Genomic DNA, 21,231 nt, shown 5'->3' with positions numbered 1-21,231 from the left:
TCCGTTTCGTTATCGCCAAACGCAGCTTGTTGTAAAAACTAGTACTCTGTATCAGATGAAGGTACGGTTACGCTCGTCCGAAACGCACTAGACCCATGTGCGTTTCGGCCAAACGTAAACCTACTATTTGAGGTGATACAGAGTAGTAGGCTAATGAATGATCAAGTTGTTCGGAACCGCACGTAAAACGCCGTACCTTCCTTGCCTGTCGACAAGTCGATCGAAGCGCCGTGCTTGTTCGCGATGCTGAAGCAGACGGCAAGGCCGAGACCGGAGCCGTTTTCTTTCGTGGTATAGAACGGCTTCCAGATCTGTTCGACGACGTCGGCCGGGATGCCCGGACCGTTGTCCTCGATGACCAGTACGGCGCGTCCGTCCTGCATATACGTCTTGAGCTGAATCCAGCCGTTTTCCCCGGTGGCTTCGAGCGCGTTGCGGATGAAATTAAGGATCAGCTGCGTAATTTGCTTGTTATCCATCTCGATCGACTCGACATCGGTCAGATGTGTCGTGATGATCTTGCCCGTGACGGAAGCATCGGCTTCGATCAGCGGCAGGATTTTGCGGATCAGATCATTCAGATTCTCGCGCTTGAGCTGGACCATATGGTCTTTGGCCAGCGACAGGAATTCCGTGATGATCTGATTGGCGCGGTCCAGCTCCTCGATCATGACCTGAAGATAGGCGGGTTCGAGTGTGTTTTTGCCCTGCATGAGCATCAGTTGAAGGAAACCGCGCACCGTCGTCATCGGATTGCGAACCTCGTGCCCGATGCCTGCCGCGACTTCGCCGACCAGATGCAGCTGGGACAGGCGCTGAAGTTCGTGCTCGTACTGCTTATGCTCCGTCAGGTCGCTAATCATCGTGAGCAGCAGCAACTCGCCGTTAAAGTCGAGCCTTACGGTGCGCAAAATGCAGGCCCTCTCGTCCCCGGCATGGTTCGTAAACGTCACTTCGCGGCTGATCCCTTCGGGAACCGTCGAGTGTTCGTCCGGCTCGGGAATCTGAAGCATCAGTTCATTGCCGCGAATCAGCTCGCCGTACTGCGTGTCCATTTGAAGGCGCGTGATGCCGAGCAGCAGCAGAAAAGCGTCATTCGCTTCGATAATCTCGCGGTCCTCAAGCGTGGTAATCAGCATCGGATGCGGACTCGCGGCGAAGATGGCGGCAAATCGGTTTTCCGAAGAAGAAAGAAACCGATTCGTTTCGGCCAAAGCCGCATTCTGCCGTTCCAGCTCTTCGATTCGGCCGATTCGTTCAAAAGCCCGTACCAGATGCGAAGCCATCAGATGCAGCACCTCAAGCTCCGTCGGATCGAAAGTGTCTCTTGTGCGCGAACCGAACCCGATCGCGAACGGGCGCGTTTCATCCACCACGATAATCGGGAAGCATACATAACGCTGCAACCCCATTTGTCGCAAAATGCGACCATGAAAATCATTCGTCTCCTGCAAACGCTCGCAGATATACGGCTGCATCGACTTGATCGCGGCCCCACAAATCGTTTGTCCTTGATCGAGAGAAAGCAACGCATTCGCTTCCTCAATCGTCACGCCGCGATGATGGATCAATTGAAGCCGATACGGAAACCGCTCCTCCACCCAATAATTCAACAAAAGATCCAGGCTAAAATGTTTGCTTACGCAACCGAAAACATGCGTAAGAAGCTGCGAAGGCGTCTCGCTGGATAGTATTCCCGGCAGCAGTTCGGTCAGCACTTTATATTTTAGCTCCAGATCGGTCTCCGTGTTCAACGGAACTCACCTCGTTTATCAGACTTTCCACATATGGCAATTATAGCACCCGTTCAGAAGGAAAAGTAGAGATGAATAAGCAACGTTAATAGAAATTGTTCAAAAAAATGAAAAATAACTTATTAATGTAAAAGAAATTCTACATTAAGCCTTGCGCCCCTACGATAAAAAGAAAGAGAAAACGTTCATCTTTCGAAAAGGTTTTGCTCGTAATCGAAGCATAAGGCGGAGGGAGAAATTCAGTGAAGGAGCGCTAGCGTTCGCCTTTGACTTCGGGAAGCTTCCTTATAAAATTCTAATCGTGCTTCCCGAAGTCAACACGCGACCGAAACGAATTTCTCCTGCAGCCCCCCAGCTTCCATAACGAACAGGACCTTTTCGCCCCAATGAAAAGTTTTTGAAAAAGGATGAAAAAGATGTTGAATTATATGTCGAATGTGATATACTTCTCATCAGTACCGAATGACCGAAATGTTTTTCTGGTCAGTTTAAAGAAAGGAGCCTAACGTCGAAAATGTTTAAATCAGAGTGGAAAAGTATTTTGAAGCATCGGATGACCATGCTCACCGTGATCGCCATGTTATTGGTGCCGGGCCTGTACGGTCTGTTCTTCCTTTCGGCGTACTGGAATCCCTACGGTCATACCGACCGGTTGTCCGTGGCTGTCGTTAACGAAGACGCAGGCACGCAATATGAAGGCAAGCGACTTGACGTCGGCAAGGATTTCGTCGAGGGGCTGAAGGATAACGACTCGTTCCAGTGGGTCACGACAGGCAAGCAAGAGGCTCTTACCGGGCTGAATGACGAGAAGTACATTATGGTGATCGAGCTGCCGAAGAATTTTTCGGAAAATGCTTCGACCTTGCTGAACAACGATCCCAAGAAGATGAATATTCAGTATTACACCAACTCCGGCATGGGTTATTCTTCCGCGCAAATCGCCAAGTCGGCGATCAAGGAAGTCAATCAGGAGATCGCGGAGCAGGTGACGAAGGAGTACGCGACGACCGTATTCAAAAGCCTGACCGAATTGGTGGACGGATTGAAGGATGCGGACGACGGAGCCAAGAAGCTCGACGACGGCGCTGCCGATTTGGCGGACGGTTCGCAGAAGCTGGCCGATAACCTCAAAAAGTTGGCCGCGAACAGCGTCACCTTCCAAGAAGGCGTCGGCGATCTGAAAACGGGCGCGGGCACGCTCAGCACCGGGATCGCCAGTGCGACGACAGGCGCCGTGCAGTTAAATAACGGTCTGGGCACGCTGTCCGGCGGTGCTGCCAAGTTGAATGACGGATTAGGCACATTGTCCGCCGGAGCGCAGAAGTTGGATAACGGTCTCGGTACCTTGTCGACCGGAGCGCAGAAGCTCGATGACGGTCTGGGCACGCTTCAAAGCGGAGCAGGCAGCCTGCAAAGCGGAGCCGTGCAGCTCGATCAAGGTCTGACGCAGTTAAAGGACGGCGCGACTACGCTGTCGGGCGGTTCGCAGAAGCTTCAAAGCGGAGCCGAGCAGCTGAATCAGGGACTGGGGCAATCGAGCGCCGGCCTGAACCAACTGCAAGAACAGCTTACGCCGTTCACGGCAGGCATGGCGCAGCTCAACGAAGCGGTTCAAGGGCTGGGTACGCAAGCTTCGGCGGCGGTCGACGGTCTGGGAGCGGCGCAGCAGCAGCTTCAGCAAAAAGCGGCTTCGATCAAAGAGCAGCAGGAAGCGATGGCCGCGTATATTCAAGGCAGCTCCACTATTCCGGATGCGGAGAAGCAAAAGCTGCTGGCGATGATGGCGGCGGGAGCCTCGGCTTCCGGCAATGATACGGCGTCAGGCGGCGATTCTGCTTCGGGGCTGCAACAGTCGCTCGGCCAATTGGATCAATTGGCTTCGAGCGTGGCGCAACTCAACGAAGGCGCGCAGCAGATTCAATCGGCGGTGGGCCAACTGGCAACCGGTCAAGATCAATTGCTGCAAGGCTCGTCCAGTCTGGTCGACGGACAAAAACAAGTGACGGACGGCCTCGGCACGTTGGCAACCAAGATCGGCGAAGCCGAAGCCGGTTCGAAAAAGTTGGCTGACGGCGCAGGCAGTCTGGTGAGCGGAGCCGATCAATTGAAGGCCGGATCGTCCGGCCTGGTAAGCGGAGCCGACCAATTGAAGGACGGTTCCTCCAGTCTGGTGAGCGGCGCAGGTCAACTGCAAGACGGCTCGCAAAGCCTCGTTTCCGGAGCGGACAAACTGCAAACCGGTTCGAGCAGCCTGGTGAGCGGACTCGGCCAATTGAAAGACGGAGGCAGCCAACTGGTTACCGGCATCGGCAAACTCGGCAGCGCGACAGGCGAGCTGAGAGACGGAGCCGATCAATTGGCGGACGGATCGGTTACGCTGAACAACGGCGTCGGCGATCTGAAAGACGGCACGAACGAACTGTACACCTCCCTGACCGACGGCGTGGAAAAAGCCGGCGACGTCAGCTCGGACGACAAAACGTACGACATGTTCGCGCAGCCGACGGAGCTTCAGCATTCCGACGTACACGACGTGACGGAGTACGGCGAAGGCTTGGCGCCTTACATGATGTCGATTGCCCTATTCGCGGGCGCGCTCATGTTCTCGTCGGTCTACCCGCTCAAAACGCCGCAAATCCGGCCTCGCTCGGGACTGGCATGGTTCTGGAGCAAATTCAGCATCATCTTGTTCATGGCGATTCTGCAATCGGCGATCCTGGACGCGGTGCTGATCGGCTTCGTCGGACTTCAAGTGCAGAGCTTATGGCACTTCTACGCCATTACGTTCACGCTCAGTCTGACATTCTTGTCCCTGCTGTTCTTCCTGTTCGCGGCGCTCGGCAAGGTCGGCCAATTCATCGCTTTCCTGATCCTGCTGATGCAGATCGGCGGCAGCGCGGGCACGTTCCCGAAAGTATTGACGCCGGACTTCTTCCAGGCGATCAATCCGTTCCTGCCTGCGACCTACGGCATTCGCGCCCTGCGCGAAGCGGTATCGCTGGGCAACGATTGGGGTTACTTCTGGGCGCAGCTCGGACATGTCGCGATCTTCGGCGTCGTGTTCATCCTGCTTGCGCTGGCGGTATTCTTGTTCAGCAGCAAAAAAATTAAAACGGGCATCGAAGAAGAACAAGAAGGCATGGTGCCGAATCAAGCGCCTGCCAAAGCGTAAAGCCGTCGCGGGCGGCCGCGACGCATATGACAATATGTTGAACAAAGCTTCCCGCGAGCGAGAACATCGCTTTGCCGGGAAGCTTTTTTGCATGAAAACCGATTACGATAGAAGCGAGGGATAGAGAAAGAGGAGGGGCCAAGATGGAAAAGAAACGACGTCGCATTCTCGAAGGCGCGATGCTCTGCTTCGAGCGCTTCGGCTTTCGGGGAACGACGATCGAGAGCATAGCCAAAGCCGCGCACGTGAGCAAAAGCTCGATTTATGATTGTTTTGAAAATAAAGAGGCTTTGCTTCGGGCGATCGTGGAGGATTTGCTGGAAGAACTACTGGCCGAATCCGATCGCGTTTGCGTGCCGGGGCAGCCGTTCGGCGAAGACATCGACCGGACCTTCGACGCGATGATCGCGCTGCGGTCCCGCCACCGTTTGCTGGTCGGCATTTACAGGGAAGCCCGGCAATCGGGTGCGCACGGCGTGTTGGAGATGCGCAAAGCGTTGGAAGAAGGAATCGTTTTTCATATCGAGGCTTTGGTAAAGCGGCATATCGAATCCGGCGAGACGTTCCGGCTTGAGCCGAAAGTGATCGCTTTTCTCGTTTACCGTTCGTATTTGCAGATGATTTACGACTGGGACGATCTGTACGAACCGCTGCCGCCGCAGCAAATCAAAACCGCGCTGAACGCTTTTGCCCTGTGAGGGCGGCGTCCGGCGCGGTTTTTTTGTACGGATAACGAAAAGGCAGGTCTGGATTCGACGGAATGCGTCAGCGGGAAACTCAGGCTTCCGCACGGAACCGTTCCGGCTCCGACGGCGGCGTTTCTGGCTTTTCTTTTCCTTGGTAAAAGGCGTCGACGAAGATTTGCGCGTAATAAGGGTCCCACTGCGTGCCTTTGCCTTCGGAGATGATCGAGATCGCCTTCTCCAGCGGCATGCCGCTGCGGTAAGGACGGTCCGACGTCATGGCATCGAATGCGTCGGCTACGGCGATGATGCGGCCCAGCTTCGGAATGTCGGTTCCGGCAAGCCCGTCGGGATAGCCTCGGCCGTCATAGCGCTCGTGGTGCGAACGTACGCCGGGCAGCAGGGGAGCCATCATCTCGACAGGCTCGATCTGCTTCAGGATTTCCTCGCCGAGCGCCGGATGCTTCTTGATCTGCTCGAACTCTTCGTCGGTCAGCCGGCCGTCTTTGAGCAGCACGCTGTCGCGGACGCCGATCTTGCCGATATCGTGCAGCAGCGCGCTTTTGTTCAGCAGGTCAAGTTCTTCGCGTCCGAGTCCTGCGCCGCGGCCGATCAGGAGCGAATATTCGGCGACGCGCTGCGAGTGACCCGCGGTGTACGTATCCCGGGCATCGAGCGCGGCGGCCAAGGTCGAGAAATAGCTTTGCAGCAATTGTTCGTTGACGCGTTGACGCTGGGATAATCCCTGCACCATGTGGTTAAAACCGGCGACAAGCCTGGAAAATTCATCGGAGTACAGGTCGGAAGCGCGTACTTCGAGATCTCCGGTCTGAACGGCGCGGAGAGCCTTTTCCAAATTGCCGATCGGTTGACGGACGCTGCGGCTGAGCAGCCATGCGCCGAACGACGAAAACAGAATGCCGAATACCAGAATGAGCGAGGCCCACTGCCAGTAATCTTGGATCAGGGGAGAACCGGTAACGCTCAGGCGGATTTGAGTAGCCAAAACGAAAAAGAACAACGGAAAAGTGCCGATCGAAAACGCGCTGAGCTGGAACTTGCGCTGCGTCGAGACGATGACCCGGCCGTCCAGGGAGACGCTGATCCCGTATTCGCGTTCGCCCATTTCGCTCACGTATTTGAGCAGGGGACGAATCGCCTGATCCGTCAAAAAGTATTCGATCAGAGCATGCATGCCCGCCACCAGAACAGCGCCCGAAGCGGCGATGCCGATGTAATAGACCGGCAGGTCGACCCAGCCGATATGCATGAACAGCAGGGTTAGCAAGATGGCCGGAATAGACAAACCCAGCAGATGCGGGCCCATAATGCGAAGTACCGACAAGGACGGGAGCCGGTGGATCTGCACATAGGCATTCCGGATGTCGTCAATCGTAGGCTTTTCTTTCAAAAAAAGTCCTCGGATCGGTCGAACCTGTCTCGCGAACGTGAACAGTTCCATGGACATCATGGACAGGAAGGAGATGAAAAGCACGACGAAGAGATAACTAAACCCTCCAATCGGCAGCTTGAGCGCTGACGACATGACGGCCCCTCCGAGGCAGAGAACGGCCAGTACCGACCCGATGATATAATTGCGCACGAGCCGGCGTAAGAAGCGCCGGTATTCGGTCATTGAGATTCCTCATTTCTTGAAAAACTTTGCTTCGGGCCGCGATCAAACCCGAGGCGAAAACAGGGTTCATTCTTGTTATCGGATAGAATTGCCGCTGTGATTACATGAAATGGATTTCCGTGCGAACGGAAGTCCGGAAAGTAAAAGCCGATCGTTCATGGGAACGATCGGCTGCATAAGACAGACTTCGAATAGCGTGTCGCGCACGAAGCTCAAACTGTCAGAGTACGGCCAATACCTTTAGCGCCGACAAGGTGCTAACGATAGTTGTCAACGCTGGACATCAGCGTTCGAATCGTTTCGTTCAACATATCGATCTGATTGATGTCAAGACCGCTGGATTCAACCAGGGAAGCAGGGATGCAGCTGGCGCGATCTTGAAGCTCCAAACCTTTTTCCGTGATGCGCACCGTCACGATGCGTTCGTCTTCCAGCGACCGGCTGCGTTCGAGCAAGCCCGAAGCTTCCATCCGCTTCAACATGGGAGTCAGCGTACCGGAATCTAGACTGAGAACTTGACTCAATTCTTTGATGCTGCTCTCTTGACGATCCCACAGTACAAGAAGGACCAAGTATTGAGGATACGTCAAATTCAGCTCGTCAAGCAAAGGCCGATACATCCGGAAAATGGCCCGTGAGCAGGCATATAGGGAGAAGCAGAGGTGGGAATCAAGCGTAAAGCGTTGTTGATCCATCGCAGTACCGATCCTTTCTTCAATAAAAAATCATATTCTCCTAGCATTTTATATTTCGAGCAACATAATTGCAATAAATTATACGCAAGAATGATGATAAAACACTGTATATCGCTATATTTCGGTAAAGTTCGACAAAAATTGAAGAGGTGATGAGGAAAAGCAGGCGATTGTGGTCTGCCTGAAACGTCGAGAAAGTTTACCGGGTGCGGGAAGCGAGAAGACTGCGAGAGAAATTCGTTTCGGTCGCGTGTTGAAATCGGGAAAAAGGATTGAAGTTTTATTTGTATTTTCCCGATTTCAAAGGCGAACGCTATCGCTCCTGCACTGAATTTCTCTCTCCGTCTTCTCGCTTCCGGCTACGTTGGAGTTGCTCGACAAAAACGGCAGGCCGCAATGGCGGCTGCCGTTTTTGTAAGGTACAGGGGAAATATAAAATACAAGTACAAAATCATTTATCATTTGCCCATGAAATCATTTCATTATTGGAGTTTGTCCATATACTTTTCGAAGCCGTTAATGAATAGGTCGATTTTGGCTTTGCCGGACTTCAGTTTCGCCTGGCCTTGATTGTAGGTCGTCCAGTTGATTTTGGCGCCGTAGAGCGACTTTTTGATCAGCTGCATGCCTTCGAGTTGAAGTGCGGCACCTTGCAAATAATAGTTATGCAGCTTGGTTATTTCTTTGTTGGACGGCTTGATTTGTTTCAAATGGTAATAAAATTTGCTGTAGTTCGGCACGATGACGTTGTTCAGCGTGGAGTAGACGGCTTTACGATTGGATGCGGAGACCATGCCGACCGAATTGAAAGCGTCAGCGGCTTTGTCTTCATATTGAATGATGTCTTCAAGAGCGTCGGAGTAATCAAGCGCCGCGACCATGGCCGGAGTCAGCTCTTCCGTCGCGGCAGGGGCTGTTTCGGCAGGTTGCTGTTGGGAAGGCGCGGTTTCTGCGGCAAAGGCGGAAAACGGAAGGACCGCGGAACCGATCAGCGCGAGGGAGAGGGACAAGGACCACCATTTTTTCATGATTAAACAACCTCCTCTATGTATGTGCAACGATTAGCAGCTTTTTAGTTCCGCCGCGTGTTGCCTATTATAAACCAAGCTTCCACAAATTCGTGAAAAAGGGCTTGATTTGAAGCGTTAGACAGGGGAAGATGCAGCGAATTGAGCCTAAAGACCGATAGGGATGCGGCAGCTTGTTGTTATCTGTCGGCTGAAGGAGTGCGGCTCTGCGCTTCGCGCGCGACGGTTTTGTTTTGCAAGTAATCAAAGTCGCCGCTCAGGCGGTCGCGAATAGATTGTTCCTGCTCGAAAGAATTGCGCTTGGCACGCTCGCGCAGTTCGGCTCGAATGCTTTCTTTCAAGGCATCGTCTGCCGCTTCAATATCGAAAGCCCCGTTACGTTCCTCCCATTCGCCGCGAATCGCACGCGCGTTCATCACCTCATAAGCGACTAGGGCGGCATCCTTGCGTACGGCGGCGCTGGCACCGAGCGTGTTGAGTCGGCTGCTGAGGCTGATTTCGTTGTGTTCGCGGACCAGAGCAAGCAGCGCCCATTCGTTCTCGTTGAGCTTGGCCGCGATGGCTTCGAGCATGCCGGAGTCCTCCACGATCTGTCTGGCGTTGAGTTCGGCATCCAGCAGCGGTCCGGTATAGCCGCCGATCAAATTGCCGATCGGACCGGACATGACCGAGACGATCGAATCGATCAGATCATTCGTCAAATGTCGGGTTCCGGCCTCGTCTTCGCCGAAATCGCAGCTGCGTTCGCGTACGATTTTACCCGATATCTTGCGCAATACGGCAGCCTGCATCACGGAGTAATCATCGGTGATCGGGTTTTCATTGAAACGATCCAGCACGTTTAGAAGCGGCTTTTCCTGTTTGAAGGTAATGAATACGATATTGTCCATCTGAGTCTCCCATCCTTTCGCCGTGACCCGCTGCATGGGGACGCCGGACTTTCCTACTACTGATTTACAGCTGTTTTTTGCGTTTCAATCAGGTGCTGTACTAAAATGAAGAAGAAAGTGTGACGTTTTTTTACATTGAAGCAAGGGGAGATGAACGTGGGATCGAGAAATTTGGCCGGAATCTCACTTATCGTGATGGCCGCGGGGTTTGTGGGATGTCTGTTTTTACCCGAGAATAACTGGACCTTCCTGTTGATCGGAGGCTTCGAAGCCGGTTTGGTCGGCGGATTGGCGGACTGGTTCGCGGTCACCGCGCTGTTCCGGCATCCGCTCGGACTTCGAATTCCGCATACGTCCTTGTTGCTGAAAAATAAAGGGCGGATCGTGGACTCGTTGGTTTCTGCCATGGAAACGCAACTGCTCAACAAAGAAAGTATCACGGAACAGCTGCGCAAGCTGAACCTGATTCAAGCGGCTGCGCAAATGCTGACCCGCGTGGTTGCCCGCAAGCGTACGCGTCAACAGGTGCTGGACTTCGCGGCAGAGACGATTGCGAAGCTTCCGCTCGAAAAGGCGGTGGAGCCGGTACGCGACGCGGCGGCAAATTATATTCGCGGCGTCGACGCGGCAGGTCTGGCGGATCGCGCGCTGACCAAGGTGCTGAACGACGGTTACGAGATCAAGTTGTTCGATTACGCGCTGAACGAAGCCAAAGCCTGGGCGCAGCGGCCGGAAACGAAAGATACGATGGGCGCATTGGCGATGAACCAGCTCTCGAATGCCAAAGTCGGCGGGTTTACCGGATTTGCTTTTCAGGCGTTTGCGGGGATGGTCAACGAGGACAAGCTCGGTTCGATGATCCAGACCATGCTGGTGGCAGGCGTGGATTCTTTGCTGGACCCTTACGGCGAACAGCGGCTGGCGATTTTGCGCGAGGTACGCGTGAAGTTGTTCGAAGCCGCCGGAGACGAAGAGAAACTGGAGTACGTACGCGGGCAGGTGCTCGAGGTGCTGCATGAACAGGCGACGGAGGCATTCATTCTGAACAATCTGGAGAAAATGCGGGAATTTGCGCTCGCAAAGACGGCCGAAGAGCGTGCCAAAGGCGGCCGGATCGTATTTCGCTTGTATGCTGCCGTGATGCGGAACATGGCGTCGGAGCCGGAGCGTATCCAGATGTGGGAAGACAAGACGCGAGGCGCCATCGTTCAGATCGCCGAGCAAAACCACTATCGGATCGGCCAACTGGTTCGGGACAACGTGGACCGGATGGACGACAAGCAGCTCGTGGAATTGTTGGAGGAAAAAATCGGACAGGATTTGCAATGGATTCGCGTGAACGGCGCGGTCTGCGGATTCTTGGTCGGTGTCGTATTGTCGCTGATACAACTGATCTGAAGATTAGAACAATTTTATCGAAAAAAAGATGTCGAAGAAGCTTTTCGAACGCGAAATCCGGCGTATCGTCAAGCTTTTTTTATAATTTATTTTCGTAATAAACCCTTGAACGACGTGCGTTTAGATGACGCTTTACCAATTGCTTTGGGAAAAATTCGGAGACGAAAGCAACCTTTTTCATGTTTCATGCGTCAAATATTAGGAGTATAGAGAAATAGGTTTCCCAATGAACTTCAAAATATTTCAAAATCCAACCGAAGGTTTCGGAAAGGAGAATTTAAGATCATGAAAAAGAAGAACATGAAAAAAATCAGTGCGGCTTTGCTTGCCGGAGCGCTTCTTATGCCTGCGGCCCTCCCCTATTCGGCAGACGCGGCAACGAATATTAAAATTTACGTCGACGGGGTAGAATTGGTGACCCGCCAAGCCCCGGTCATTCAGAGCAACACCACGTTGGTACCGCTGCGCGGCATTTTCGAGGAACTTAACGCCAGAGTCGTATGGAATCAAAAGACCCAAACGATCACGGCATACAAAGGCAGCAATACCGTGATGTTGAAGATCGGTTCCAAAGCGGCGACGGTCAACGGCCAATCGGTGACGCTCGACGTGCCGGCCCGCGCGATCAAAGGCAACACGGTCGTGCCGCTCAGATTCATCGGCGAGTCGCTCGGACAAGAGGTGCGATGGAACGCGGCGAGCAAAAGCGTTCAGATCACCACGACCAAAGATCTTCAAGCGCCTTCTTCCGTAACGGCTCGCAGCTTGGGGCAGTACGGAGACGGCCGCGACATTCAAGTGAACTTCGCCAAATCGGCGGATGAATCCTACGTGGACCATTACCGCGTATACGCCGTCAAGTCGGGCAGCGCTTCCGCGTTCAATGCTTCCAAAGCATGGAACTCGAGCTACACGACCGCGCTTCCGACCGGATCGAACCAATCCATCTCGCTCAGCGCGCAGGCAAAAGATTCGGACGGTCAAGCTTTGGCTTCCGGCCAATCGTACCAAATCTTCGTGCTTGCGGTAGGCAACCGCTATGCGACGGGCGAAACGGTTCTGTCTTCTCCTTCGGCGGCCGTAACGTTGAGCGGCACGTCGGCCGGATCGGTTACCCCGACTGCGGTCAAAGCGACGGATACGGCGGATTACGGAGACGGACGCGACCTCACGGTATCGTTCGCGAAAGCTCAAGACGAATCCCGCGTGTCGGGTTACAAAGTCTTTGTCGTGAAAACGAGAGACGCGGCTTCGTTCAACCTGAATGCGGCTAACGGAGTGAACGCGCAAAACTCGACGACGGTCGCGAAAGGTGCCGCCGCGCCTAGCGTGACGCTGAACGCGCAGTCTCGCGATACCGCGGGCGATCTGATCCAAAACGGCGTTCCTTATACCGTATTCGTTCTTGCGACCAGCACGAGCAACGTAGCGTCGAACAACACGCTGTCGGCTCCTTCGTCTTCGGTGACGTTGGCGACGGCCGGATCCGACGTGTCGGCTACTGCCGTGTCGGCAAGCGACGTGAGCGACTACGGCGACGGACGCGACCTTCGCGTAAACTTCAACCGGGCGACCAACGAATCGCTGGTCAGCCAATACCGGGTCATGGTCGTCAAAGATTCCAAATCGTCTTCGTTCAACGTGAATACGGCGAACGGCGTATCCAGCGCGAACTACACGACGATCAACAAAACCGGTTCGAACATCGCGCAATCGCTGACGAACGGAGCACGCGATACGGACGGCGACGCGATCCGCAACGGCGTTCCTTACCGCGTGTACGTATTGACCGTCGGTTCCGGCACTTCTTCGAGCACGAACGTGCTGTCGAATGCTTCGCAAGCGATCACGCTGTCGGGCAACTACAGCGTGGGCGCGGCATCCACGCCGTCGCTTAGCGACGCCGGCGACAACGGGGACGGACGCGACCTGCTCGTCACGTTCGGTCGCGCTTCCGACGAAAGCAGCTTGTCGCAGTACCGTATCCTGGTCGTGAAATCGGGCAGCGCGGGCAGCTTCAACCTGTCTTCGGCAATCAACGTGCCGTCCGCAAACTATACGGCCGTATCGAAAACCGGAGCGAATCAAAGCCAGTTCCTGAGCGCTTCGACGCGCGACGTGAACGGTGAGCCGATCCGCAGCGGAGTCAGCTACCGCGTGTTCGTGCTGTCGGTAGGCTCGACAAGTTCTTCCAACAATAACTCGAACTACGCGCTGTCGGGCGTATCGAACGCGGTGTCGCTGTCGAGCAACTCGGGCGTATCCGGCGCCAGCAACGTAGCGGCTACGGTAAGCGGCGCAAGAGGCAACGCGAGCGATATCGAAGCGACGTTCACGCGTTCTTCGAACGAAGAGAACGTTTCCGAGTACCGTCTGCTGGCCGTGCCTTCGGATCGTTCCGGCTCTTATTCGCTGGCCGACGCCAACGCGACTTCGAATTACGTAACGGTCTCGAAAGCGGGAACGGGTCAAATTCGCCAGTCGTTCGATGCCAACAGCCGTGACGTCTTCGGCAACGCAATCACGACAGGCGGCAAATACCGCATCTACGTCTTGACCGTATCGGGCAGCGGAAGCAATTCGCTGTCGAACGGTTCGGCCGAAATTTCGCTCAGCGAAGCGGCGGTTCAGCCGGTAGCTTCCGTAGGCGTAACGACGAACGGCCCGACCGTGACGGTCAACTTCGCGCCGCCGGCCAATGCCTCCGGTATCACGGGTTACCGCGTCCTGCTGGTACGCACTTCCGATGTTCCGAACTTTACGGCTTCTGTCGCGAACAATGCTTCGGAGGTTTACTCCAAGTCTTCGAACGGTTCGGCTTCGTTCAGCCTGAACAGCGGAGACACGGATATTTACGGCAACGCTTTGCAAGCCAATACGCAGTACCGGGCATACGTGCTGTCGCTCTCGAACGGCCAACAAGCGACGGCCAATGCGCTGTCTCCGGCTTCCAACGACTTTACGCTCAACAACTAATCATTGTCGGGCGGGATACCGTTATTGTTTTTCAAAGAGAATCAAAAGCCGCGCTCTTTTAAAGAGCGCGGCTTTTTTTGAGTAGATATTCGGGTTTAAGTGCTTAGAGGATGTCAATAAAGTCGACTTGATTTTAAAGAAAAAACAAAAAAATATGCGAAATGTAAGATTTTTATCCCAAAAATTGATTGAAACGCATAAGCCGATCGCCTAAACTTATCAAGATAGAAAGAGGGCTCTCCTCTTCGGCGTTCAAGTTCAGGATTGCGAGGCGAAGCAAGTTGAAAAGTTTGCAGTTGAAGATCATGTTGGTTTTTTCTGTTTTGATTATCGCGTCGGAAGTCGTATTGGGTTACAGCATGTACAGGTCTTCATCCCGTCTCCTCGTCGAGTCGGTAGGCGAACAGGCGGAGAGCATAGCGGAATATGCGACTAGAGAGATCGATACTGACGCTTATGGCAAGATCACGCCCGATAGCGGCGCTACCGCGTATTATTTTCAACTGCGCAAAACGCTGAACGAACTTCGCGAAGCCAATCGTCTAAAATATCTGTATACGATGAACATGCGCGACAACGACGGGAACCCGCAGTATTTCTATGCGGTTGACGGCGCTCCAGCAGATGCGGCCGCGGAAGAAATGTCCGCGCTCGGAGCTGTGGAGGAAGAAATTAATCCGGAGCTTGAAGCTGCCTTCGCGACCGGGGAAGCGCAAATCGGCAGCTTGACGACGGAGGACGATTACGGCACGACGCTCACTTCCTACGTGCCGATCAAAGACGCGGACGGCAGGATTCTCGGCGTGCTGGGTGCCGATTTCGACGCGACGTCCATTCAGGCGCAAATGGATCATAACCGCAATCAGGCCCTGCTGATCGGCGGGATCGTCCTGGCTCTCTCTTTGCTTGTTCTCTATCTTGTTTCGCGCATGATCGTCGCGCCGCTGCGTAAGCTGACCGGCGAGATGCGCGGCGTGGAAGCAGGCGACCTGACGTTGGAGATTACCGATGCGCGCAAAGATGAGATCGGCCGCTTGTCCAAGGCGTTCCGTTCCATGCTGGACGCGATGAGCGGCATGATTCTCGGCGTGCGCTCGGGAACTCGGGATACGCGTCGCTCGGCCGAAGCTTTGTCGGGCAGCGCTGAAGAATGGGCGGCAGCCAGCGAACAGATGGCTTCCCATCTGGGGGAAGCCGGCGAACGCATGAGGGAGCAGGCTCGCCTAAGCGAAGAAAACTCCAGGGCTCTGGGCGAGGTCAGGGGGGGCATCCAGCATATTGCCGACGCGCTTAATGTGGTGGCAGGAGCGGCTCAGGAAGCTTCGGAGACCGCGAAAAACGGCGGAGAGTTCGTCGTCGGCGCGTTGGGTCAGATGGAAGCGGTGCAGGCTTCCTCGGACGAAACGAAATCTCGCGTAGAACGCTTGAATGAGCATTCCAGCCGAATCGGCGAGATCGTGGGCGAGATTCAGTCCATTTCGTCGCAGACGAACCTGCTTGCGCTCAATGCTTCGATCGAAGCGGCAAGAGCCGGCGAACACGGCCGCGGCTTCGCCGTCGTGGCGGACGAAGTTCGCAAGCTGGCCGAGCAGACCGCCAAGTCCGCTTCGGACGTAGCCGTGATCGTCACCGGAATCATCGGCGAAACGCACGAAGCCGTCGAGGGCGTTCGCGTTCAAGCAGGCAAGATCGACGAAGCGGCAGGCGTGGTCAAACGCACCGGCGATTCTTTCAGCGGTATCCTGGCTTCCGTAGAGCGGATCGCCGAGCAGTTGCAGGAAATCTCGGCCGTTTCCGAACAGACTGCGGCGGGAGCGCAACAAGCGACAGCCGCTGCCGAGTTGATGGAAAAAGCATCCCGCATCACCTCCGAGCACTTTGTCGGTATCGAGGAAGCCGCCGGCGGCCAACTGACCGCGATTGATCGCATGAAAAACTCGGCCGCCGAGCTGGAGAGCATGTCGGCCGATTTAGAGCATATGATCAGTCGTTTCAAAGTCGATGAAGCGTCTGCTTCCATACCCGCAAGCTTGGCGCCCGTCGCTGCTGAACTTCCGACGCCGTCGTCTACCGATGCCGCTCAGGACTTCGTCATCGACTCCAAGACCTCCGCCGCCGGAGGCAGAGCGAAAGTCAGCGATTCGGACCCGAATTCCTAGCTTCCTTTATTCCCAATCGCTTTTGTCAATAATCTGGGAGAATCCTACTTGGATTCTCCTTTTTTAATTTCAGCGAAACTTAAAGATATTTTGAGTCGTCTGCATGTATAACTTACAAAAGGTGGTGTATCAATGAGAAAAACCTTCACGGTATCATTATTTATTGTTTGTTTAGCTTTGCTTGCAGCTTGTAGTGAAAATACAGATGTATCAAGTCAATCAAATATGCAGCAAGACTTGTCAACTATAAGTGCTAAAACTTCGCAAGAAGCTGCGGATCAAGTCGAAGAGAATAAGAAAACCGATAGGAACTTCAAATCCGGAACAACAGTCGACTTGAAAATGTTTGAGTCACAATTAGAAGAGGAAGACGTTCCAGCTCTTCGTGCACTTGAAAACAATTTAAATGCACTTGTCACGCATGATTCTGCCTTATATCAATCGGGATTTGCTAACGAAAAACTTGCTAATGATATGAGTTGGTATTTAGACGGCAAGTTCAAATATAAGTTTACCAATATTGAAAGTTTCGAAAAAGATTCCTCTGTTCAAAACCAGTTTCTGATTATTGTTTTAGGTCAGCGATTGGATACTTCTTTAGATAAGATTGAAGATCTCAGAATGCTTTACGCGATACGCAAGGATACTGATAATAATTGGTTGATTTATACAATTGATTGAATATGGATTATTGAGTCGGATTCGCTGCTTTGTTTAGAAGAGAATTAGGTTGAAAATAAAATAGGATTTTTAAAATAGATATTGATTTAAAATCTAGAAAGCAAGCCGCTCTCTTTTTCGTGTAGATTTCGAGAATCCCACGATATCGGAGATGCGGCTTGTTTTCTATTTTGAGTCAACAGCTGTCAAGGACACGTTACGGTGAAGAATCGTTTTGTGAAACATTTCGAAGAAATGCACTTCGGAAGCATATGCTGGAATTTTCCCCGTAGCCCTGCGTTGCCCTACCGAACAGGACCTTCCTGCGACAAACTGCGTCGCCCAAGAAGCTATTCCTTCTTTTTCGCCTGCTCAAAACCTCCTCTTCATTGTCCCGATCGACATCCTGTACTATAATTAAAGTTACTTTTAGTAAATCTTAAACCGAAGGGAAGACTCCGATGCTGCCGATTCAACCGCAAGCCGTTCAAGAGCTGCTCGACAAGCTGAAAAACCAAGAGCTTTATCTGCATCTTGAGCTGACCAACGGCGCCTATACATTCGAGAAAGATCGGTCGAAGCTCGTCGCTTCGAACCTGATCCGCAACGTCAAAGTCAGCTACTCGAATGGTTCGATCTCCGGTGTCGGCCCGTACCGGGTCGGCCTGAAAATGCCCGAAGGCTGGATCTATGCCGAAGGACTGACTCATTACGAAGAAACCGAGCCGGAAAGAGCCATTCTTGCCGGTAACGATAATGACGGCAAACTGGTCGTCAGCCTGATGCTGAGCCCCGAGCCTTTTTAAATCTTTACGTATTCAATGATTTCCAACAAGGCGGCTTGCACCGCATCAGGAAAGGAGCGGGTATACCCGTGGAACGTCATGTTTTGATTGTTTTTCCCCATCCCGACGATGAATCTTATACCGTATCCGGTACAGCCGCTTATCACTTGCATAACGGCACGCCGGTCACGTATGCCTGCTTGACCATGGGCCAGCTCGGCCGCAACCTTGGCAATCCGCCGTTCGCGAATCGCGTGACTTTGCCGACCGTGCGCCGCGGCGAGCTTGAGGCTTCGTGCGCGGCGATCGGTATCACGGATGTCCGCACATTGGGCTTTCACGACAAAATGATCGAATTCGAAGATCGCGAGCTGCTCGACGGCAAGCTGCGCGAGCTGATCGAGGAACTGAATCCGTCGCTGATTCTCACTTTCCATCCCGAGTACAGCGTTCATCCCGATCATGACGCCTGCGGTGCCGCCGTGGTGCGCGTCGTCGAAGCGATGAAGCCCAAGGATCGCCCGAAAGTGCATGTGGTCGCTTTTGCAAAAGGCCATGAGCGTGCACTCGGTCCGGCCGATGTTCATGTCGACATCACTTTGTTCCTGGAACAAAAGATCGGATCGATCAAGGCGCATAAATCACAGTTTCATACCGATCCCGTATTCGAAGGCCTGCCTGCGAACCATCCGACGATCCGGGAACGTTTTGCCAGCGAGAAGTTCTGGACGTATAAGTTCGATACGCATCCGAAAAAATAACAAAAAGGAGATCCGGGCCGTGATACGGCTTGGATCTCCTTTTTTGTCGCGAGTCGATGAGGCATGCAAAGGCATGCCGTTGCTTGGTCGGCGTATGCGGGGCATGCAAGCTCCGTATTCGCTGCGGTGTCGGATTAAGGATTACTATCAAACCGGGACGTCTTTGCGGCCTTTTTTCATAGGTGAGCCGCATAACGGACACGGCTTGTGCGCGGCGGCCATGTCTTTGCTGTGCATGATGCGGGTCCAAGCGACGCAGGAGCCGGCGGTGCACATCCAGACGGGGACGCTTTGCGTCCGTCCGGCGGCCGCTGCCGAGCCGCCGGACGGCGAGCTTCCCGCGTTCGAAGAAGCGTTCGAACTGCCGTAACGTCCGGTGCGGACTTTGCCGAAGCGGGTCGGGTCCGGGACGCTTCGGCGGTTGCCGTGTTCGGCGCGCGCCGCGGCGTCCGAAGCCGTGGTGTCCTGGCCGAACGCGGACAGGAGGAAGCGCGAGACGGCGGCTTTTTTGCCGCGCTGCAAAGCCGGGGAGCTGACGAATAGCTGCTCTTTGGCGCGGGTGACGGCGACGTAGGCGAGTCTGCGTTCTTCTTCGAGCGCTTCGGTATAGCTGGCTTCGCCCTCCAAGCCGACGCGGGTGTCGCGCAGCGAATCGGCTCCGAGCGCCGAGGAATGCGGCAGCGTGCCTTCGGAAGCGCCGATCAGGAAGACGGCCGGGAACTCCAGGCCTTTGGACTTGTGAATGGTCATCAGGGCCACGCGGTTGCCCTGAGCTTGCGACTTCACGGCGGCGGTCTGTTGGTTGCGCAGCAGCATGTCGTCGACGAAAGCCAGGAAGGAGACGATGGAATCGAAGCGTCCGGCGGACGTTTCCAGTTCGTCGAGCATTTCCTTGAGCATTTCGCGGTGCGAGGTCTGTTCGCTATGCTCGCCGGCTTGGATGTAGGCGTCGTAGAAACTCTTGCGGATCTGGGTGATCGCGGCGGCAGGGACAAGGCCTTTGAGTGAGCGGATCATTTCCAGGCGCTGGCGGATCTTTTCGAGCTGGAAGTCCTTCAAGCCGGGCAGCGTCAGCAGATGGACGAGCGGTCCTTTTTTGGGACGCGCCGCGTCCGTGGTCTGGATATGGGTCAGGCCTTTATCCCTTGCGATATATAAGGTCGGCAGCACGCTCGCCATGGCGTCGAAATCGCGGCGGTTGATGGACAAACGCATATGGTCCAATACGGGCTTGACCAGCCAATGCTCGTACAGCAGGCGCCCGTCGCCGTAGTCGATATGCGGAATGTCTTTCATGACGAGCTGTTCCAGCACGGCGCGGTTGGTGCTCGACGAGCGGTAGAGAATGGCGAAATCGCCGTACTCGCGGCGCCCGGCGTTCACTTCGCGTTGGATGAAGGCGATGACTTGTCCCGCCTCGTCGTCGGCCGAATCCGGCCGCATATAGGCAGGCAGCACGGCTCCGTTATGAGCAGCTCGCAGCGTTTTGTCGCGCCGCATTTTATTGTGCCGAATCACCTCGTTGCCCAATCCGACGATGGACGGCACGGAGCGGTAATTGATATCGAGCGTGATGACGCGGGCTTTCGGATACAGCTTTTCGAATTCGAGAATGAATTCGCTGCGCGCGCCGTTGAACGAATAGATGGTCTGATCGTCATCGCCGACGACCATCAGATTGTTGCGCGGGGCGGCGATCATTTTGACCACCTCGTATTGCAGCAGGTTCGTGTCTTGGAATTCGTCGATCATCAGATGCGAGAAACGGCGGCGCAGCCGCTCCAGCAGTTCGGGCCGTTCTTTCAATAGCGCGTGCGCGTTGGTGAGAACGTCGTCGAAGTCGATGCGGTCGTGTTCTTGTTTCCAAGACTCGTAACGAAGCAGGATCCGTTTCATCTGGCGGTCGGCTTCGCTGCTTTCCGGAAGCTGCTCGGCGGTCATCAGATTGACTTTGTAGGAGGAGAGCAGGGCGAGCAGGTTTTCCGGCGGGTAAGCGTCTTGAAGGCTCAATTCGCGCATGATTTGCTGAAGCTGAATATGCTGCCTGCGCGTATCGCCGAAAATCTCCTTTTGCATGCCCTGACTGAACAACAGCCAGAGGCAGAAGGAGTGGAAAGTGCGTGCTTGGATGCGTCCGGCATCATATTCGCTGATTCCCGGCAGTCCGGCGATCCGCTCGCGCATCTCGGCCGCGGCTTTGCTGGAAAAGGTCAGCAGCAGAATGCCGGACGGCTCTACTCCGCGAACATCCAGCAGATAGCCGGTTCGGCAGACGAGCGTGCTCGTTTTGCCCGAGCCCGCCCCGGCCAAGGTGAGCAGCGGGCCTTCCGTGCAGCGCACCGCAGCCATCTGCGCGGCGTTCAGGCGAATACCGGATTGCTCCAGTCGATGAAAATAAGCGGCGTCCAGCTCTCCTTGTTGTCCGCCGGCTCTTTTAGCCGAATGTCCCCGCTCTGCATGGGCTTTTGCGATTTCCGCTCTGGGCACCCGGGCCGAGGATGCGCCGAACGGTTTGTTTTCAAATCCCGATGTCGATTTTTCCACTGCTCGATCCCCTCAATCTGTACGCTCGCCAGCGCCTGCGTTTGCGAATCGCTTCGCTTGGCGGCTAAAAATACTCTTGCCCGCAGCGTT

14 protein-coding genes are annotated in these 21,231 nt (G+C 54.5%); 8 read left to right on the top strand and 6 right to left on the bottom strand.

The genetic code is table 11. The features are described from left to right. Nucleotides 1-161 precede the first annotated feature (161 nt). Nucleotides 162-1,754, bottom strand: a complete 1,593-nt coding sequence (locus tag SACSAC_RS26985; RefSeq protein ID WP_051506994.1) for an ATP-binding protein — start codon at nt 1,752-1,754, stop codon at nt 162-164. A gap of 514 nt (nt 1,755-2,268) precedes the next feature. On the opposite strand from SACSAC_RS26985, the gene SACSAC_RS08890 reads away from it, so the two are divergent. Beyond that, complete coding sequence (locus SACSAC_RS08890; RefSeq protein ID WP_051506993.1) at nt 2,269-4,926, top strand: YhgE/Pip domain-containing protein; 2,658 nt, start codon at nt 2,269-2,271, stop codon at nt 4,924-4,926. A 143-nt stretch (nt 4,927-5,069) separates the two neighbouring features. Further along, a complete protein-coding gene (locus SACSAC_RS08885) occupies nt 5,070-5,624 on the top strand; it encodes a TetR/AcrR family transcriptional regulator (RefSeq protein ID WP_037285424.1) in 555 nt (184 codons plus the stop codon). 79 nt (nt 5,625-5,703) lie between these two features. On the opposite strand, the gene SACSAC_RS08880 is transcribed toward SACSAC_RS08885, so the two are convergent. The 4 genes from SACSAC_RS08880 to SACSAC_RS08865 all read right to left on the bottom strand — a co-directional run bounded on the left by SACSAC_RS08880 (nt 5,704) and on the right by SACSAC_RS08865 (nt 9,858). Continuing rightward, on the bottom strand, nt 5,704-7,245 hold the full coding sequence (locus SACSAC_RS08880; RefSeq protein ID WP_037285422.1) for an HD domain-containing phosphohydrolase: 1,542 nt from the start codon (nt 7,243-7,245) through the stop codon (nt 5,704-5,706). 257 nt (nt 7,246-7,502) lie between these two features. After that, the gene (locus SACSAC_RS08875; protein ID WP_037285420.1) at nt 7,503-7,940 is read right to left on the bottom strand and encodes a MarR family winged helix-turn-helix transcriptional regulator; all 438 of its coding nucleotides are present in this window, start codon (nt 7,938-7,940) and stop codon (nt 7,503-7,505) included. 482 nt (nt 7,941-8,422) lie between these two features. Then, nucleotides 8,423-8,968: a hypothetical protein gene (locus tag SACSAC_RS08870; RefSeq protein WP_037285418.1), complete on the bottom strand. Its 546-nt coding sequence runs from the start codon at nt 8,966-8,968 to the stop codon at nt 8,423-8,425. Nucleotides 8,969-9,147: 179 nt separating this feature from the next. Beyond that, a complete protein-coding gene (locus tag SACSAC_RS08865; protein ID WP_037285416.1) occupies nt 9,148-9,858 on the bottom strand; it encodes a hypothetical protein in 711 nt (236 codons plus the stop codon). Between the two features lie 156 nt (nt 9,859-10,014). Between SACSAC_RS08865 and SACSAC_RS08860 the strand changes: the two genes are divergently transcribed. From SACSAC_RS08860 to bshB2, 6 genes are all read left to right on the top strand, one after another. Further along, nucleotides 10,015-11,256 (top strand): DUF445 domain-containing protein, encoded by a 1,242-nt coding sequence (locus SACSAC_RS08860; protein WP_037285414.1) that lies wholly within the window; start codon nt 10,015-10,017, stop codon nt 11,254-11,256. A 285-nt stretch (nt 11,257-11,541) separates the two neighbouring features. Continuing rightward, complete coding sequence (locus SACSAC_RS08855) at nt 11,542-14,232, top strand: copper amine oxidase N-terminal domain-containing protein (protein WP_051506992.1); 2,691 nt, start codon at nt 11,542-11,544, stop codon at nt 14,230-14,232. Nucleotides 14,233-14,513: 281 nt separating this feature from the next. Continuing rightward, nucleotides 14,514-16,391, top strand: coding sequence for a methyl-accepting chemotaxis protein (locus SACSAC_RS08850; protein WP_037285411.1), 1,878 nt, complete (start codon nt 14,514-14,516; stop codon nt 16,389-16,391). Between the two features lie 132 nt (nt 16,392-16,523). Next, nucleotides 16,524-17,072 (top strand): hypothetical protein, encoded by a 549-nt coding sequence (locus SACSAC_RS08845; protein ID WP_037285409.1) that lies wholly within the window; start codon nt 16,524-16,526, stop codon nt 17,070-17,072. A 440-nt stretch (nt 17,073-17,512) separates the two neighbouring features. Continuing rightward, a complete protein-coding gene (locus SACSAC_RS08840) occupies nt 17,513-17,857 on the top strand; it encodes a YojF family protein (RefSeq protein ID WP_037285407.1) in 345 nt (114 codons plus the stop codon). A 68-nt stretch (nt 17,858-17,925) separates the two neighbouring features. Beyond that, nucleotides 17,926-18,597, top strand: coding sequence for a bacillithiol biosynthesis deacetylase BshB2 (gene bshB2 / locus SACSAC_RS08835; protein WP_037285405.1), 672 nt, complete (start codon nt 17,926-17,928; stop codon nt 18,595-18,597). A gap of 147 nt (nt 18,598-18,744) precedes the next feature. Here bshB2 and SACSAC_RS08830 read toward each other — a convergent pair whose 3' ends face one another. Then, a complete protein-coding gene (locus tag SACSAC_RS08830) occupies nt 18,745-21,141 on the bottom strand; it encodes a UvrD-helicase domain-containing protein (RefSeq protein WP_037285403.1) in 2,397 nt (798 codons plus the stop codon). Nucleotides 21,142-21,231 lie beyond the last annotated feature (90 nt).

This window comes from Saccharibacillus sacchari DSM 19268, assembly GCF_000585395.1.
In the GTDB taxonomy this organism is placed as follows: domain Bacteria; phylum Bacillota; class Bacilli; order Paenibacillales; family Paenibacillaceae; genus Saccharibacillus; species Saccharibacillus sacchari.
Note: the sequence above shows the minus strand (reverse complement) of the source record. Positions and strands in the feature narration are given on the sequence as shown.

What these genes read in the sequence shown, in the direction of transcription:
- SACSAC_RS08890 (WP_051506993.1), top strand. Translation starts at nt 2,269, where the DNA reads ATGTTTAAATCAGAGTGGAAAAGTATTTTGAAGCATCGGATGACCATG.
- SACSAC_RS08885 (WP_037285424.1), top strand. Translation starts at nt 5,070, where the DNA reads ATGGAAAAGAAACGACGTCGCATTCTCGAAGGCGCGATGCTCTGCTTC.
- SACSAC_RS08880 (WP_037285422.1), bottom strand. Translation starts at nt 7,245, where the DNA reads ATGACCGAATACCGGCGCTTCTTACGCCGGCTCGTGCGCAATTATATC.
- SACSAC_RS08875 (WP_037285420.1), bottom strand. Translation starts at nt 7,940, where the DNA reads ATGGATCAACAACGCTTTACGCTTGATTCCCACCTCTGCTTCTCCCTA.
- SACSAC_RS08870 (WP_037285418.1), bottom strand. Translation starts at nt 8,968, where the DNA reads ATGAAAAAATGGTGGTCCTTGTCCCTCTCCCTCGCGCTGATCGGTTCC.
- SACSAC_RS08865 (WP_037285416.1), bottom strand. Translation starts at nt 9,858, where the DNA reads ATGGACAATATCGTATTCATTACCTTCAAACAGGAAAAGCCGCTTCTA.
- SACSAC_RS08855 (WP_051506992.1), top strand. Translation starts at nt 11,542, where the DNA reads ATGAAAAAGAAGAACATGAAAAAAATCAGTGCGGCTTTGCTTGCCGGA.
- SACSAC_RS08845 (WP_037285409.1), top strand. Translation starts at nt 16,524, where the DNA reads ATGAGAAAAACCTTCACGGTATCATTATTTATTGTTTGTTTAGCTTTG.
- SACSAC_RS08840 (WP_037285407.1), top strand. Translation starts at nt 17,513, where the DNA reads ATGCTGCCGATTCAACCGCAAGCCGTTCAAGAGCTGCTCGACAAGCTG.